The sequence below is a fragment of the Brevibacillus sp. JB24b genome (genome assembly GCF_051713385.1).
GTDB classification, from domain to species: domain Bacteria; phylum Bacillota; class Bacilli; order Brevibacillales; family Brevibacillaceae; genus Brevibacillus_B; species Brevibacillus_B laterosporus.
On the sequence record NZ_JBNVQV010000001.1, the window covers coordinates 3,891,472 to 3,907,251 of the forward strand.

Consider the following 15,780-nt stretch of genomic DNA (forward strand, 5'->3'; position numbering starts at 1 on the left):
AAATTTTTGTGGAATGTTTCTGAAAACTAACTTATAATCCCGTTGAAATCAACTAAAGGTGGGTATCTTATGGAATATCATATTATGGGTTCTACCATGCAGGCTCTCCAATTTAACTTGCAACCCGGTGAGCGACTGTTTACTGAATCGGGTTCTATGATTTGGATGAGTGAAAATATGAAAATGGACACTAGTTTTAAAGGAGGCATGCTTAAATCTCTTGGACGAGCCTTTACTGGAGAATCGTTAACATTCACATTTTTTGAAGCTCAACGTACGCCAGGAATGATTGCCTTTGCACCTGCAGCTCCTGGTAAAATAATTCCGATTACCATTCACCCAGGAAACGAAATTATCGCCCAAAAACATGCCTTTTTAGTAGGTACAGAAAACATTGATGTCTCCATTCATTTTCAAAAGAAACTAGGCACGGGCTTTTTTGGCGGTGAAGGCTTCATCATGCAGCGTTTAAGCGGTCGCGGAATGGTCTTTTTAGAGCTGGACGGCGAAGTCGCTGAGATGGATTTGCAGCACGGCGAGGTCATAAAGGTAGACACAGCCCATGTTGCAGCCTATGAATCCTCTGTAGATATGAGCATCGAACGTGTAAAAGGCATTAAAAATGTTATTTTTGGCGGAGAAGGATTATTTTTAACAACCTTGCGTGGCCCAGGTAAGATTTGGCTACAAACTATGACTATCGCCGGATTGGCAGGTAAAATTGCAGCTAGCATGAGAAAGTCCGGTAACGGCGGGTGATTAACGGAATTGGAGACTTATGTAAATATTAACTCCCGTCGTTAGATAAGGAACGCTAGAAAGGGACTCCTAACCACGGAGTCCCCTTTTTTACACTGGATAAACCGGATGCTTACGATTGGTAAAGATTTGCTGTTTGCTTTGGTAAGCATCAAAGCGACAGATTAATTCATTTCTTAGATTAGACGGCTCAACAATGGCATCCACAATCATTTCTGAAGCGAGTAGATAAATGTCAATATCCTCTTGATATTCCTGACGTTTTTCCATAATAAATGCCTGTCGCTCCTGTGAGTCCTCAATCGCTTGAATCTTATTACTATATACAGCATTTACAGCTGCCTCGGGTCCCATCACAGCAATTTGAGCATGAGGCAATGCGAGGGTGGCATCTGGTTCAAACGCAGAGCTAGCCATTGCATATAGACCTGCCCCATATGCTTTTCTTACGATAACAGAAATTTTTGGTACCGTAGCTTCAGCCATTGCCGAAATCATTTTAGCTCCGTGACGAATAATGCCAGCCCGCTCTACCGCTGTTCCGATCATAAATCCTGGTACATCAGCGAGGAACAGGAGAGGGATATGGAACGCATCGCACAAGGTTACAAAGCGAGCAGCTTTATCTGCTGAATCAACAAATAATACGCCACCTTTGACACGCGGTTGATTCGCTATAATACCTACTGGTTTTCCGTTTATATGAGCTAAACCGGTGATTAATTCTTGAGCAAATAGCTTCTTTATTTCAAAAAATGATCCCTCATCTACCAATGTTTCAATCAAATCATACATGTTAAAAGGTGCATTCTGGTTTTCTGGAATAAGTGCATTAATATCTTGTGCTGTGTCCACTGGAGGTTTTTCTTTTACCACCGGTGGTAGCTGTTGATAGTGTGACGGGAAAAAGCTAAGGTAACGACGAGCTGACGCAATAGCTTCTTGTTCGTTAGCAGCCAGAACATCTCCACAACCGCTTACGCTACAATGCATTCGAGCTCCGCCTAGTTCTTCCAGGGATACTTTTTGGCCGATAACCATCTCAGCCATCCGCGGAGACCCTAAGTACATACTTGCATTATTTTCCACCATGATCACGATATCACAAAAGGCTGGAATATAGGCCCCACCTGCGGCAGAAGGACCAAACAGAACGCAAATTTGCGGGATTTTACCCGATAATTTTACCTGATTATAGAAGATGCGCCCTGCTCCACGACGACCTGGGAACATTTCCAACTGGTCTGTAATTCGTGCTCCTGCGGAATCCACCAGATATAGCAAAGGCACACATAGCTTTTCTGCTGTCTCTTGAATACGAATAATCTTTTCTACCGTTCTAAAGCCCCATGATCCCGCCTTCACTGTAGAATCGTTGGCCATAACGCATACAGTTTGTCCATTTACTTTGCCGATAGCGGTAACTACTCCATCGGCCGGGAGATTACCTGCTTTATAGTTCGCAAACAATCCATCCTCAAGCGTGTACTCTCCTTCATCGAACAATAAATTCAGACGGTCGCGCACAAACAGCTTACCCTGTTCCTTTTGCTTCTCATGGTATTTCTGATCCCCGCCTTGCTTTACTTGCTCCATCCGTTGCCGCAATAGCTCTTCTATTGATTGACTCATCTTTTATCCCCCCAGCTTATTCACCACGATATACGGGCTTTCGTTTTTCTGCAAAAGCTGCAAGTCCTTCTAGCCGGTCTTTGGTAGGCACTAGGATTTGGTAAGCACTGCTCTCGATCGCTAATCCTGTTGCCATATCCACCTCCATACCATAATCAATCGCCCATTTAGCTTGAGCAAGGGCCATCGGTGCATTCAACGCGATCTGTTGAGCAAGAGACAGGGAAGCATCTAGCACCTGATCTGCTGGAACGATCTGATTAACCAAGCCAATTTCTAGTGCTTCTTTGGCTCCAATGCGTCGTGCTGTCAAAATCAATTCCTTCGCTTTCCCTTTACCAATCAACCTGGGCAGTCTCTGTGTCCCTCCAGCACCCGGAATAATGCCAAGTGATGTCTCGGTTAAGCCCGTTTGTGCTGTCTCACTCATAACCCGTAAATCACAAGCCAGAGCAAGCTCTAACCCGCCACCAAAAGCAATTCCGTTTATCGCAGCAATGACAGGTACGGATAAACGCTCAATTTGGGTAAATACATCACGAATCGTGCGAATATACTGCTGAACTTGTGACTGTGGCATCGTTTTTCGCTCTTTTAGATCTGCTCCTGAGCAAAAGGCTTTATCACCAGCACCCGTAATGACTACAACACGGACCTTGTGATCCGTTGCTACTTCTAGCAGTAGACGCTGCAAACGCTCTAACGTCACAAAATTTAAGCAATTGTGTACCTCTGGACGCTGAATGGTAAGGATACCCACCTGACCTTGTCTTTCAAGTTGAATACTCATACGCCCCTCCTTATCATCCTGCTGTGGACTTTAATACTTTAGATGGTAATTCTCTGCCCAATATTCTCTGAATAAATTGACCAGCTTCTACCAGCTTATCTAATTGAATTCCGGTCTCATAACCCATTCCATGCAATAAGTACACAACATCTTCCGTGGAAATGTTGCCTGCGGCTCCGGGAGCATAAGGACATCCACCCAAACCACCAATCGAGCTATCAAACGTAGTAATTCCATGCTGTAGGGCCGCTACCACATTAGCGAGACCCGTTCCCCTTGTATCATGAAAGTGACCAGCGAACCGAGTAGCTCCCCACTCTTTTTCAAAAGCTGCAAATACCTCGTGTACCTGACGCGGTGTTGCGACTCCAATGGTGTCCCCGATGGATAGCTGATATACACCCATAGCGAGAAGCCTCTCCACGACTCTCATACTTTCTGACAAAGAAACCTCGCCCTCATAAGGACATCCAAACACAGTTGAGATATAGCCTCGGACACGTAGTCCCATCCGCTGTGCCTCTTTCGCCACTTCTGCTAATACAGGATAGGTATCTTCTCGTGTTTTATTAATGTTCTTGAGATTGTGGGTTTCACTTGCCGACATGAAGATCGCTACCTCATCCACCTGATTCGCAGTGATTCGTTGTAGACCCCTCAGATTGGGAGTCAGCACACTATATTGCACACCATCTAGTCGGGGTACACCAGCAAGCACCTCTGTGGCATCGGACAATTGTGGAATCCATTTGGGATGCACAAGCGAGGTAGCTTCAATATGGCGAATTCCCGCTTGAGTCAGCTTCTTAATCAGCTCGATTTTATGTGCAGTACTGATGACCGCTTCTTCATTTTGTAACCCATCTCTCGGTCCTACTTCATACACTGTAATCTGCATATGAACTCAACTCCCTAACCGAACGATCGCTCAGTTTGTTTTCAAAAAAATTATTCTAGCTCTAGAAGTACGTCGCCCTCATTAACAAAATCTCCTACATTGACTTTAACAGTCGCTACTTTACCAGAAGATTCCGCTTGAATCGGCACTTCCATTTTCATGGATTCCAACATAACAACGTCTGCTCCCGCACTTACCTCAGCTCCTGCTTGTGCCAATAATTGAATAACGGTCCCCGCCATACTTGCTGTTACTTGTTTCATCTCATTTACACTCCTTTAGGTTCTCTCATTTGTTGGATAAAATGGGTGTTGTAGCAGCCCTTTCGAAAGGCTGGTTGTGCTAAAACATCCTGTAAAAACGGAAGATTGGTCTTTAAACCTTCAATTTTATAGTTCTCCACCGCTTGCTGTGCTAGAAAAACCGCTTGTTCGCGTGTCTCACCTGATACGATCAGCTTAGCGATCATGGGATCATAAAACGGAGTCACAATCGTACCAGCCTCCACTGCATCATCAATACGAACGCTTTCCATCTGTGGTACGTCATAGACGGTAATCGTACCCGGGGATGGAAAAAAGGTAACAGGGTCTTCCGCATAAATTCTCAATTCTATTGCATGTCGTTTTGCTTTGACCTCCTCCTGAGTAAAAGATAACGCTTCACCACGTACAATCCGGAGTTGCCATTCAACTAAATCAATCCCGATCATTTCTTCTGTTACAGGATGCTCCACTTGCAAACGAGTGTTCATTTCAAGAAAGTAAAAATTGCGATCCCCATCCATGATAAATTCAACAGTTCCGGCACCAGTATATCCAACCGCCTCAGCTGCTGTTATGGCCATGGCACACACACTAGCCCGCGTCTTTTCATCTAAAAACGGTGACGGACTTTCTTCAACAACCTTCTGATGTCGACGTTGAATAGAACATTCACGTTCTAACAAGTGTAGCGTTGTTCCTTTTTGATCTGCTACTATTTGCACTTCAATGTGATGCGGCTGTTCAATGTAACGTTCCAAAAACATCGTATCATTTCCGAAATAAGCTTTTGCGCGTCCTTTAGCGGAAAGGAAAGCTTGACGCATCTCATCATCACTGTGGCATACCTGCATACCTATGCCTCCGCCCCCTGCACTTGCTTTAAGCATGAGCGGATATCCAATTGATGCCGCTAATCGTACAGCATCCTCTGCTGTTTCCAGATGGTCTTCAATACCTGGAACAACAGGTACTCCTGCACTACGCATAAGTTGTCTAGCTTTTACCTTATCTCCCATTTGCTCGATAACAGATGCAGATGGACCAATAAAGAGCAAGCCTTCTTGATCACATCGCTTTGCAAACTCACTATTTTCAGAGAGTAGTCCATATCCAGGGTGGATAGCATCCGCACCTGCTTCCCTAGCGGCTTTCAGAACCGCCTCCATATTTAAATAGCTTTGTGGTACCGGTGGTGGTCCAATTCGAATCGCTTCATCTGCTTCTTTGACAAATAAAGCATCTTGGTCAGCATCGGAATATACAGCTACAGTTGCTATCCCCATCTGCTTGCAAGTACGTATGATTCGTCTTGCAATTTCTCCCCGATTGGCGATACAAACTTTTTTCACGACCTCACCCTCCTTTTTGCAAAAAATTAGTCTCTTCTTTATTTTGCCACTAATTCGTCAATTGTTCTAGATGTCAGCTAAAATTTTTTCATAAAACCAAATATTTCATCAAAGCACACTTATCAGTATTCATATTAAGCATTTTTGAGTAATCAAGTGTATAATAAAAAAGCAGACGTTATTTTTGAAAGGGGGCCATATAAATGTATGAAGTAGTTCGCTTGCATATTAATTATAAAACATTGGAAGAGTTCCAAAAATTCCGTGAGTTTGGTCTTGAAGAGCTGTCCATGAAAGAAGATTTGCAAGCCAATATTATCGAAAACGACTCTGAATCTCCCTTCTACGGGATTTATCATGAAAATCGTCTAGTTGCCCGCATGAGTCTATACAAAATTGACGCAAAATACGATCGTTATTTTCAACCCCAACAAGATTATTTTGAACTATGGAAATTAGAAGTATTACCAGAATATCGAAACAATGATTACGGAACCGCACTAGTCAACCATGCCAAGAGCTTTGGTTTACCAATTAAAACCAGCTCGCGTTGTAGAGCAGATCAATTCTGGACAAAAATGGGATTCTTCCCTGTAAAATATAATCCGGTTCGCGATAGAGGAGAAAATCCCTACGTCTGGTTACCTACCCCGGTAGGTTTGCAAGATTAACTTTTCTTATTTATGAAATACCTGTGAGTAAGCTGGCGCATTCTAGTGTCAGCTTTTTTTGTATGTACAAAAAGAGCGATCCCCTTCTCAGGACCGCTCATCCACATACTTTTATCGATTATTCAATCCGCTCTAGGTTGCCATTTGAATCCATTTTAAAGACCGGCTTGGATGATTCCTCTTCTTTTAAAAATGCCAATCGTCTTGCACGATCCATAATTTGCAACAAAGCTTTATAGTCGTTGTTTACCCCAATATGGTCCTCTAAATTTTTTCTTAGCTGTAGATTATGCTCTTTTAAATCTTTTATTTCTCGCTCACGTTGTTCCAATTCCCGTTCTAACTGCTTAGATCGGCGAACAATATCTTTATACCCCTGTAACAGTCTGATAGCGGATTCCACCTGCTGTTCCTCGCCCATCACTCTGGACGTCTCTATAGCCTGTGTGAACGTAGGTATTGGCATGGCTACAGCTGGCTTGATTTCCTGAACCTGAGCAGTGCTTTCGTGTAGATGAAGCTGTTGAGAAATAATGGAATCCAACATCGCTTCACTCTTTTGCTTTTCACGTAACTCTGGTGCACTACCTTCTATGGGGTCAGCTGATATCTTGTTATCCAAACGGATTTCGGGCTGGATTCGTCCCAGCTTTTTCATTTGCTGACGCTGCGCTTTAGCTATAGAAATCGCAGCATCATACTGCTTGCGCACAGTACTATTCCAACGAAACCCGCAGGCGGCGGAGGTCCGTCCCAGCCGCTGTCCTACTTCTTCAAAAGCTGCCAACTGGGTACCACCCTCGCGTATATGGCGGAGCGTTACTTCTGCGAGTACCAGATCATCATCTTCTGTCCAAGCATCTTGTCTTGAAGCTACCATATATAAAGTCCCTCCCGTTAACTGATAAGAACGATGTAGTTCATTCTATGCTTTTCCCTACTCTTGTAGAATAACAATTACTAGAAAAAAGTATCCCCAAGCTGGCTGTTCTTTAAACGGGAGTAAATCTACTTAACCTAGCTACTTACCTTTACGAAAGAATGTTTGTATATACTGAAGGTGTTCTTTGCTTCCCCATAACGTCGCACATTGTTCAAGCTCCAATTGAATCGATTCTTGTAAGGATACACCTTTTTTCTTCCAAGTTAGCATGTTCATATAAGCTGAAATACTCTTCAATGGCTGCTTAGCAATCGCTGCTGCGAATTCTAATGTCTTCTCTCTAAGCTTGTCCGCCTGATACACACCTTCCACTAACCCTATCTGTAGGGCTTCCTGAGGTCCGAGCTTCTCTCCAGTTAACAGTAACCGCAATGCGATAGATTCTGGCATTTTCGCAAAAAGACGACTACCACCTCCAAAGCCCGTGGTAATATGCATATGAATTTGAACAAAGCAAAAGACAGCCTGATCACTCATGAAGCGAAAATGACAAGCGCAGGCAAATTCAGCTCCACCACCGATAGCTGGACCATTTACCATCGCAATGGTTGGTTTACAAAAGGAATCGATTCTTGTTAATAATTGCTCTGCTTTCTGTAATAAAGGCAGGGAGTCCGCTCCCTTAACAGCACCAAATTGATGTAAATCACCACCAGATACAAATGCGCTACCTTCTCCGGTAAACAAGATCACCTTTATGGAATCATCTTTTTCACAACTCGTAAGAGCATCCTGCAATTCATCCATCATCTCTAGGCTTAAAGCATTACGTACATGCGGGCGATTGCAGATAATCTCGGCAATACCATTCTGCTTATGTACTAAGATGTTTTGGTACACGATAAACACTCCCTTCGCAACTGTTTCCATTGTAGTATGGACAAGGTTGTCGCGAAAACCCGTTTCCCTTTATATTTAGGTAGAATCAATGATTTTTTTAACATTTTCACTTGTTGTTAGTACTAGCAAGTACTAACATGATCGTCATGGCTTTTCTATTTTTGATATACAACAAATTTTATATACAACAAAAAAACGTCCACGCGTACAGGCTTGCTTGCAAATGTGCTGGAAAGCAGTTCAAGGCCTATTACAATGTGGACATTCTTTTGATAAATGATAAAATAGCGGTAAATCCAATTAGTTACTCAATTCCTTTTATAGAAAAAATTCTTTCATAGCTGATTGGTTGTAGCCAACAATTAGATGCTCACCGTCCGTTAAGATAGGACGCTTCAATAATGCAGGGTCTTCACTCAACATTTCTAAAAGTTCAGATACGGTCATGTCATTAATATCCATGTCCAAATCTTTGAATTTCTGACTGCGAGTCGATAACAATTCATCCAAACCGCTTGACGTCATCTTAGCTATTTCCAAAAGTTCGCGCACGCTTGGTGGGTTTTTGAACAGGTGACGTTCTTCGTAATTCACTCCGTTTTCAGCCAACCACGCTTTTGCTTTACGACAGGATGTGCAGCTCGGATATGTAAAAAATGTCAGCGTACCGAGATTTGCATCTTTCATAGCTGTTGCCATATTGCATTCCTCCATATAATAAAGATCTAATGGGTAATATACATGTATTGATAAAGTCACTTTACTTTCTATAGTAGATTCTAGTCCTTCATTAAACACTATGTCAATAGTATTTAATATAAAATCTTAATAAAAATTATTTACAAATCAAAGATATATAACAGAAGCTTAACAATTCACTAGAAATGGGCTACACTATAAGACGAATGTTTTTGAAAGGGGGGATTTTTAATGGAAAAGGCGCAAAAATTAACCAGCGCCCTCGCAGACCCCACACGTTTTTCTATCTATCAATATGTAACCGATTCAAGCAAACCTGTAACAGTTCATGAAGTGGCGGAACAGTTCTCCATTCACCCTAACGTAGCTCGTCTGCATTTGACTAAATTGGAAGACGTTCAATTACTCCAATCTCAACTGGACAAAAGTGGAAAGGGCGGAAGACCTAGTCGACTTTACTCGATTTCGGAAGAGGTTGTCAGCCTGCAATTTCCTCCAAGAGACTATCAGCTTTTGGCAGACATTGCTATTGAATCGCTCCTTTCCTTGGGGGTAGCAGGACAGGAAGCTTTAGTTACGATGGGAAAACGCTTGGGTCTAGAAGCGGCTAAACGCGCTCAGGACAAAAACAAACTGACTCCTTCACGTACACTGGAAGACAAAATGGATTGTATCTATCGAATTGCTTTAGCACAGGGTTTGCGTCCTCAGTTTGAAGTAACAGATGATCAACGAGTACGTTTCCGCGTATTTAACTGTACTTTTTCAGAAATTGCCAAAAAACATCCAGCAAACATCTGCAAAATGCATCACGCCATGCTAGAAGGTATTTTCCAAGCCTACTTTGGCGATATTGAACTGATACCTGAAACGTCGATGATTGGTGGATGCGAGTCATGTAATTATGTAATCGCTAATCTAAAAGAGCACCTGACATAATTCTGTCAAACCTCAACCGTTTACACTGCTTGACATGTCCTATATAATGAAAACGACAATCTTTTCAAAAAGTTCTGCCAAAGGGGGGATACATATGGATCGTATGTTTCGCGTACTTAGCTTCTGGACACTAATGATCGCTATTATGGCCTTCTGGGGTCAATTATTCCCGATGTCATTGTTGTTCTTCGGATTGACTGCTATTTTCCTGGCCCTTGGTTATATGCGTCTCACGGAAAGAACCTATTTGAATCTTTTCTTCTGTTTTATGTTTGTTTCATTTGTGGGATTTACGTATTACACGTTCTACGGAATGCCACCAGCATCTGCAGGAGGAGAACATTCTTTCCTGCACTTATTAATGTAATAGTAGTTATGAAACGGCAAAGAGCGAATCCCTTAATGGAATTCGCTTTTTTGTTTGTCCCACTACCTTTCCCGCGTTCATTTTCTTTATCTATTTGTCCAGCTTCTCCTGAATCAGCACTCGAAATACCCCCCCCAATCCGCTAGATAAAATTAACTGTTGGATGGCTCTATTTCGCTTCATTGCTACACTTGTAAAAGGATCAGTATCTTGATGAGCCTGAGCCTTTTCTAAGATACCATTTGCAAGTAAAAATTGATCTTGACGTGTAAACGATTTTGTAACAAGTCCTACACGATCTCCGCACTCCATCAATCTGCTAAAATTAACATGTGCGGTTATATCCTGATCTCCTACCCGCTCTAAATACTCTTCATTCATCTGATGCTGATAGTAGCAGGCAAGTGTTCCATTTTTGCGACTAGGATGATACAAATCCTCTGCTGAATCCCCGTAGTCAATACTAATCACTCGCCCACGCTCTAGCATGCTACTCAAGGCGTCCATCACCTCGCTTACCCCTGCCTGTACTTCTATCCGCATCCCATCTGGTAATCCTTTTGGAAGCCCTTTTATGATAGCAGTTATTTCTGGCGATACCTCGGGCATATATCCTTCAAGAAAAATAACAGATTGAACTTCAGCTGAATCTGCTACCTGCACGATATTCGATGCGGGTGAGATATAACTTTTTTTCATTTTTGTTTCCATTTCCTGCTCGAAGCCAATGCCTATCTCATACCATTCGCCACGTGCTTTTTCTACTAAATGGACAGGGAATGCATCAAAATATTCATTTGAGAAAATGACACCCTGAAATCGTTCATTTCTGGCCGCCTCCTCTACAGTTTTGTACCACATTTTTGGAAGCGAAAAAGATTGTAGACTCTCTTTTTGTATGTGAGCATGATACGGACTTATTTCTACCATAATTACTCTTAGTCTCGCATATAATTGAGCATCTACCTCTCTGATTCTGGTCAAAATCTGTTGCATTAAGCTCCCTGTTCCTCCCCCCACTTCCATCAACACGGGGTTACTAAAGTCGTTCTGTTTTAAAAATAGGAGAATAGTATCAGATAATGTCTCACCAAAGATGTCACCAACCTGAGAACTAGTATAAAAGTCCCCTTTTTTACCTACCTTGTTTCTCCGTTTCATGTAATAGCCAAATTCTTGATGATATAAACAAATAGCCATGAATTCAACAAATCGAATCATTTTATTCTTCTGATTTTTCATTTCTTTGCATAGATATTTTCTTAGTTCTGATGTCATGGATTTGCAACTCCTTCAACTACAAATAAATTCGTTAAAAATGAGACAACGTTTTTTTTTACACACAAACGAGTCAAGAACGTCTATAATGGTAGAGGTATTATGCAAAAATTTAGGAGGTTTATGATGAAAACGTTTAAGACTAAGCTACCAATCTTTCTTGCTATCTTTGCTATGTTTGCCCTTCTTCTCGTTGGCTGTGGGGCTAAACAACAATCAGGAAAAGATGTAGCACAAGAAGCTTTTAAGAAACAAATTTCCTTGAACTCTTACAGTTTTAGTGGTTCCTTAAAGTTCAAAGTGGATGCAACAGATGAGCAATTGCAAAACGATCCGCAATCAAAAATGGTTCTAGAGGTATTAAAAAATTCCGAGCTTTCCTATCGTGGAAACCAATCTATCGAGCCTTTCCAAACGGAACTTATTCTTGATGCTAAAGTAAATATGCAAGGTGTTAACACCACTTTCTCAATTCCAATAATTATGAATCAAGAGAAAATGTGGATTAAGGTTCCTGCTGTTAGCTTCATTCCTGGTATGGAAAAACTAGAAGGTAAATACATTGAACTTGACTATAATGAAATGAAAAAAATGGCTGAAGCTCAAGGCCAGCCAGCAGCTGTACCAGATTTTTCACCAGAAACAATGAAGAAACAAAAAGAAGCAACTGTTAAAATTGTCGATTCATTATTCAAACACTATGGTCCTGACTATTTTGTAGAAGCTAAAAAAGAAGATATTGCTAATCTACCTGCTGAAGTAAAAGCTGATCGTATTATCAACATGAAATTGACTAATGACAATTTGATTCCTTTCTTAAAAACAACAGTAGATAATGTGATTCCTGAAGTGGTTAAAGTTATGTCTGAAACACCTGCTTATAAAGATATCTTAGCACAAGATTCCACTCAACTTGAGGAAATGAAAAAAGGCTTGAAAGATGTTTCTGCCGAAATCGACAAAAACAAAGATTTGATCAAATCAAACTTTAACATCCAAAAAGGAAACTCTTATGTAGTAATTGATAAAGACAACAATATCCCATACCAATTAGTAGATTGGGATGTAAAGGTTTCCGATAAAGAAAAACCTGATCAAGGTTCTATCGGTATCTCGTTTACCTTTGAACAAAAAACATCTAATTATAATGTAGCTCCTAAATGGGAACTTACACTTCCTAAGACTGACGAAGTTATTACACTATCTCAACTGCAACAAGGCTCCTTTTAATTACTGACAGAAGCCTATGTCTAAAAGAATCCTATTTTTCCTTTGCTTCTTGTTGGCTCTTCCTCCGTCTTTAGCTACAGCGGAGGAAGCTCTCCCTTTGGAAAAAACAATTTTACAACAGCATCTAACCCAGTTGGAGTTAGAACGTAATCTACAGCTTTTAAAGCTCGATGAGAGTAAACTCAATAGGGATTTGGCAGAGCTTGAACTAGAGGCAAAGAAGCAAGAACTTACGATCTCATCTAAACGCAAACATGCTGGAAAAGTAGCTAGAGCCTATTACATGGGGAAACGTAATGACTTGTTAACCCTGCTGTTTAGTGCAGACGATTTTAATCAGGTGCTGACAAGTGCACGGCTATTGGAAACCATTTTTACCAGTGACATGAAAAAATTGGAGAGTTTTCAAATAGAGCTAGCTCGCGCCAATGACTTGTCTTTACAAAAACAAAGTCAGCTGAAAAAGATTAGAGAATTACGGCAGATGTATGAAAAACGTCTCGCTGATATGATTGCCATTAAACTGCTGAAGGAGGAGAATCTGCAAAAATTGCCTGATTCTTCTTCTGTGGAAGCGTTAATGGAAGATCTAATTGAGGATTGGCGTTCGCGCGGCTTACCCGTGTTCCAAGACTTTTTTGGCGTGTTGGCTAGAGTGATGCAAGATCTCCCTCAGCTAATTACTCCAGATCACATTCAGTCCGAAGGCTTATTTACTCACAAGCTAACGATTACAGAAGAGGAATTTAATAAGTTCTTGCTTTCAAAAGATCCGATCTTCCAACACGCATACTTCGCGTTTGACCATAACCAACTGGAAGTAGTAGGTAACTACAATCAGGTGAATTTGAAAATTATAGGTTCTTACGAAGTGGTCTCCCCCACAGAATTAAGGTTTCATATTAATAAACTAATGTTTGATGGTTATGAACTCCCAGAAAGCACAGCAGAGGAAATGTCAAAAGAATATGACCTCAGTTTTTATCCTGCGCTAATCAACCCAAACATTCAAGTGCAGGAAGCCACTTTGGATGAACACAAGCTACAAATCAAAGTGAAATTCAATATTTTGTAGTGGAGATTCCTTTCCATACAAGTAAAAAAAGCTAGCACAGGATAAATACCTGTGCTAGCTTTTTACTTATCAAAAAGAACAGTTATCCGAATGAACCAGAAACATACGGATTAAACGTTTTTTCCCGATCAATCGTAGTCAGTGGTCCATGCCCAGGATAGACAATTGTCTCGTCAGGTAGTTCAAATAGCTTCTCATGAATACTTTGAATCAATGTATGATGATCTCCACCTCTTAAATCAGAGCGTCCAATCGAGTTAGCAAACAAAACATCACCACTAAAACAATGCTGACCGATTACGTATGTCGCACTTCCCGGAGAATGACCTGGTGTGTGTAACACTTGAATTGACAAACCAGCTAGTTGGAGCTCTTGCCCTTCTTCTACCATGTATTCAGCAGGTTCACAGATAATGGGTGCGAATCCAAAGCGTTGTGAGCCATTTAATTCAGGGTCGGTCAGCCAGCTTTGCTCGATCGAATGGATATAGACTGGCGCTTTAGTCTGTTCACGAAGCTCTGTCAGTCCACCAATATGATCTAAATGAGCGTGAGTTAGTAGAATAGCCACTACCTTCTCTGACTTCATTGCTTGCAATAAAGGGCCAGGATTCATACCTGGGTCAACCACAATCGTCTCCCCAGTCTCCACATTTTTAATCATATAAGCATTTGTCTCAAACGGTCCCAATTCAACAGAGCGTACTTCTATGTTCATAAAAAACTCCTTCCCTTGCCTTAGCCGTTGTCTTTACATACAATGGCAATAATTGCTACAGTATTATAGTATCAGAGAGATAGGAGGCAAAACAATGGTACCTCTTTTATATGGTGTTAAATTAGAAATGCCCAAAGGAAAACTCCCCGGATTTTATGCGCAAATCGTACATAAGATTGGTGAACAAGTAAAAGTAATCGATCGGGATAAAAAATTAATGATCGTTTCCACGGAAGACGACCAACAGCAATTATTGCAGATTGCAGCCAGATATCAAGCGGAAACGGAATGCTTCTCCTTGTGGTTGCTTCCAGAGGGCGTGGCAAACCCGAAGCTGAATGATTATGGCTTCATCAGTCTAAATGACCGTCAATACGTATACGCTAATCTCGTAAGCTTCTTTCGCTTTTCTAACAATCCTCTTACTCTTGATCATCAGGAAGCATATGAGCAGATGGAGCAGTATATCCTGATTTCGTTTACTGCAAAGGATCAAACCATCTATATTGTAGACACTACTCACAAGGAGTTACTTGACCAATTGGCTAGCCGTTACAAAGTTGTGCTGGACTGGCATCCTGGCATTCCTTTCAAATAAATTCCATTTGCCTCTAACATACACATAAAACAAAAAGCATCTCCTACTGCCTCATCCAGTAAGAGATGCTCTTTTACTTGTAAGATTAGCCGCTACTTAGCCAACACATCAAAACGATAACCAATGACCTTGTTGTTATTTAAGCTAAATGTTACTTGATACTTACTTCCTTTATACGTAAGCTCTTTATACGTAAGCTCTTTATCCCCAGCTGCATCCCCATAAAGCTGCTTAACCTTATCTATACTTTCATACATAGACAATCCTCTGTTGGTTTTAAATTTATCACCTTGCTCCTGCGGAATACCACCTACCATGATGCTGGTTACTACTCCTTTTTGGACCGTTACCAGAACCTGCGCCTGGTCTGCAAATAAAATGCCAGTAGTAATATTTCCTTCCCCTTTTGCTAACTGTTCAACCGTTAGCGATTCACGACTAATCATATCCATAAATTCATATTTTTCCGGTTTTAAGGCAGCCATGGCTTCTTTAATGCCTTCTCCAACATGGGCTCCACGGATTCCAAACTCCTTGGCATTTTCAGGATCAAATGTGGGAGCGAGATTCGTGTTTTCTGTAGGAGCTGGGGATGTGGTCCCCGTAGGCTGACAACCTGTTAACGCTACAACAGACGCAAGTACAGCACTTCCCACAATCACTTTCCAATTTATCATATCTATGTTCCCCTACCTTGGTATTCATTCATATGTTGTAAAGTACAATCA

At 41.4% G+C, this 15,780-nt stretch carries 18 protein-coding genes; 7 read left to right on the forward strand and 11 right to left on the reverse strand.

What is annotated here, in order from left to right:
• Positions 1-69: 69 nt before the first annotated feature.
• Positions 70-759, forward strand: a complete 690-nt coding sequence (locus ACQV1I_RS18180) for a TIGR00266 family protein (RefSeq protein WP_094699541.1) — start codon at positions 70-72, stop codon at positions 757-759.
• 90 nt (positions 760-849) lie between these two features.
• On the opposite strand, the gene ACQV1I_RS18185 is transcribed toward ACQV1I_RS18180, so the two are convergent.
• From ACQV1I_RS18185 to ACQV1I_RS18205, 5 genes are read right to left on the reverse strand one after another with little or no spacing between them, the layout of a single operon-like run.
• Positions 850-2,391: an acyl-CoA carboxylase subunit beta gene (locus ACQV1I_RS18185; protein ID WP_094699542.1), complete on the reverse strand. Its 1,542-nt coding sequence runs from the start codon at positions 2,389-2,391 to the stop codon at positions 850-852.
• Positions 2,392-2,407: 16 nt separating this feature from the next.
• The gene (locus tag ACQV1I_RS18190; RefSeq protein ID WP_094699543.1) at positions 2,408-3,181 is read right to left on the reverse strand and encodes an enoyl-CoA hydratase-related protein; all 774 of its coding nucleotides are present in this window, start codon (positions 3,179-3,181) and stop codon (positions 2,408-2,410) included.
• A gap of 13 nt (positions 3,182-3,194) precedes the next feature.
• The gene (locus tag ACQV1I_RS18195) at positions 3,195-4,079 is read right to left on the reverse strand and encodes a hydroxymethylglutaryl-CoA lyase (RefSeq protein ID WP_116333446.1); all 885 of its coding nucleotides are present in this window, start codon (positions 4,077-4,079) and stop codon (positions 3,195-3,197) included.
• 50 nt (positions 4,080-4,129) lie between these two features.
• On the reverse strand, positions 4,130-4,342 hold the full coding sequence (locus ACQV1I_RS18200) for an acetyl-CoA carboxylase biotin carboxyl carrier protein subunit (RefSeq protein WP_018673333.1): 213 nt from the start codon (positions 4,340-4,342) through the stop codon (positions 4,130-4,132).
• A gap of 5 nt (positions 4,343-4,347) precedes the next feature.
• Positions 4,348-5,694, reverse strand: a complete 1,347-nt coding sequence (locus tag ACQV1I_RS18205) for an acetyl-CoA carboxylase biotin carboxylase subunit (RefSeq protein ID WP_116333447.1) — start codon at positions 5,692-5,694, stop codon at positions 4,348-4,350.
• Between the two features lie 203 nt (positions 5,695-5,897).
• Between ACQV1I_RS18205 and ACQV1I_RS18210 the strand changes: the two genes are divergently transcribed.
• Complete coding sequence (locus ACQV1I_RS18210) at positions 5,898-6,365, forward strand: N-acetyltransferase (RefSeq protein ID WP_094699546.1); 468 nt, start codon at positions 5,898-5,900, stop codon at positions 6,363-6,365.
• Positions 6,366-6,483: 118 nt separating this feature from the next.
• Here the strand turns inward: ACQV1I_RS18210 and ACQV1I_RS18215 are convergent, their stop codons facing one another.
• The 3 genes from ACQV1I_RS18215 to ACQV1I_RS18225 all read right to left on the reverse strand — a co-directional run bounded on the left by ACQV1I_RS18215 (position 6,484) and on the right by ACQV1I_RS18225 (position 8,847).
• Positions 6,484-7,245 (reverse strand): RsfA family transcriptional regulator, encoded by a 762-nt coding sequence (locus ACQV1I_RS18215; protein ID WP_094699547.1) that lies wholly within the window; start codon positions 7,243-7,245, stop codon positions 6,484-6,486.
• A gap of 141 nt (positions 7,246-7,386) precedes the next feature.
• Positions 7,387-8,148, reverse strand: a complete 762-nt coding sequence (locus ACQV1I_RS18220) for an enoyl-CoA hydratase/isomerase family protein (RefSeq protein WP_236645711.1) — start codon at positions 8,146-8,148, stop codon at positions 7,387-7,389.
• A gap of 318 nt (positions 8,149-8,466) precedes the next feature.
• Positions 8,467-8,847: a Spx/MgsR family RNA polymerase-binding regulatory protein gene (locus tag ACQV1I_RS18225; protein WP_003336663.1), complete on the reverse strand. Its 381-nt coding sequence runs from the start codon at positions 8,845-8,847 to the stop codon at positions 8,467-8,469.
• Between the two features lie 231 nt (positions 8,848-9,078).
• Here ACQV1I_RS18225 and ACQV1I_RS18230 point away from each other — a divergent pair, with 231 nt between their 5' ends.
• A complete protein-coding gene (locus tag ACQV1I_RS18230) occupies positions 9,079-9,786 on the forward strand; it encodes a helix-turn-helix transcriptional regulator (protein WP_104031811.1) in 708 nt (235 codons plus the stop codon).
• Positions 9,787-9,880: 94 nt separating this feature from the next.
• The gene (locus ACQV1I_RS18235) at positions 9,881-10,153 is read left to right on the forward strand and encodes a DUF2626 family protein (RefSeq protein ID WP_018673338.1); all 273 of its coding nucleotides are present in this window, start codon (positions 9,881-9,883) and stop codon (positions 10,151-10,153) included.
• 90 nt (positions 10,154-10,243) lie between these two features.
• Here ACQV1I_RS18235 and ACQV1I_RS18240 read toward each other — a convergent pair whose 3' ends face one another.
• Positions 10,244-11,431: a class I SAM-dependent methyltransferase gene (locus ACQV1I_RS18240; protein WP_116333450.1), complete on the reverse strand. Its 1,188-nt coding sequence runs from the start codon at positions 11,429-11,431 to the stop codon at positions 10,244-10,246.
• 126 nt (positions 11,432-11,557) lie between these two features.
• Between ACQV1I_RS18240 and ACQV1I_RS18245 the strand changes: the two genes are divergently transcribed.
• Together ACQV1I_RS18245 and ACQV1I_RS18250 are read left to right on the forward strand one after the other, a co-directional pair.
• Positions 11,558-12,661, forward strand: a complete 1,104-nt coding sequence (locus ACQV1I_RS18245; RefSeq protein ID WP_116333451.1) for a hypothetical protein — start codon at positions 11,558-11,560, stop codon at positions 12,659-12,661.
• Positions 12,662-12,758: 97 nt separating this feature from the next.
• A complete protein-coding gene (locus ACQV1I_RS18250; RefSeq protein WP_236645712.1) occupies positions 12,759-13,736 on the forward strand; it encodes a hypothetical protein in 978 nt (325 codons plus the stop codon).
• Positions 13,737-13,818: 82 nt separating this feature from the next.
• On the opposite strand, the gene ACQV1I_RS18255 is transcribed toward ACQV1I_RS18250, so the two are convergent.
• Entirely contained in the window at positions 13,819-14,454 is a 636-nt protein-coding gene (locus ACQV1I_RS18255) for an MBL fold metallo-hydrolase (protein WP_018673342.1), read from the reverse strand.
• A 94-nt stretch (positions 14,455-14,548) separates the two neighbouring features.
• Between ACQV1I_RS18255 and ACQV1I_RS18260 the strand changes: the two genes are divergently transcribed.
• Positions 14,549-15,052, forward strand: a complete 504-nt coding sequence (locus tag ACQV1I_RS18260) for a hypothetical protein (RefSeq protein ID WP_094699553.1) — start codon at positions 14,549-14,551, stop codon at positions 15,050-15,052.
• A 92-nt stretch (positions 15,053-15,144) separates the two neighbouring features.
• On the opposite strand, the gene ACQV1I_RS18265 is transcribed toward ACQV1I_RS18260, so the two are convergent.
• Entirely contained in the window at positions 15,145-15,729 is a 585-nt protein-coding gene (locus ACQV1I_RS18265; protein ID WP_116333452.1) for a hypothetical protein, read from the reverse strand.
• Positions 15,730-15,780: the final 51 nt, after the last annotated feature.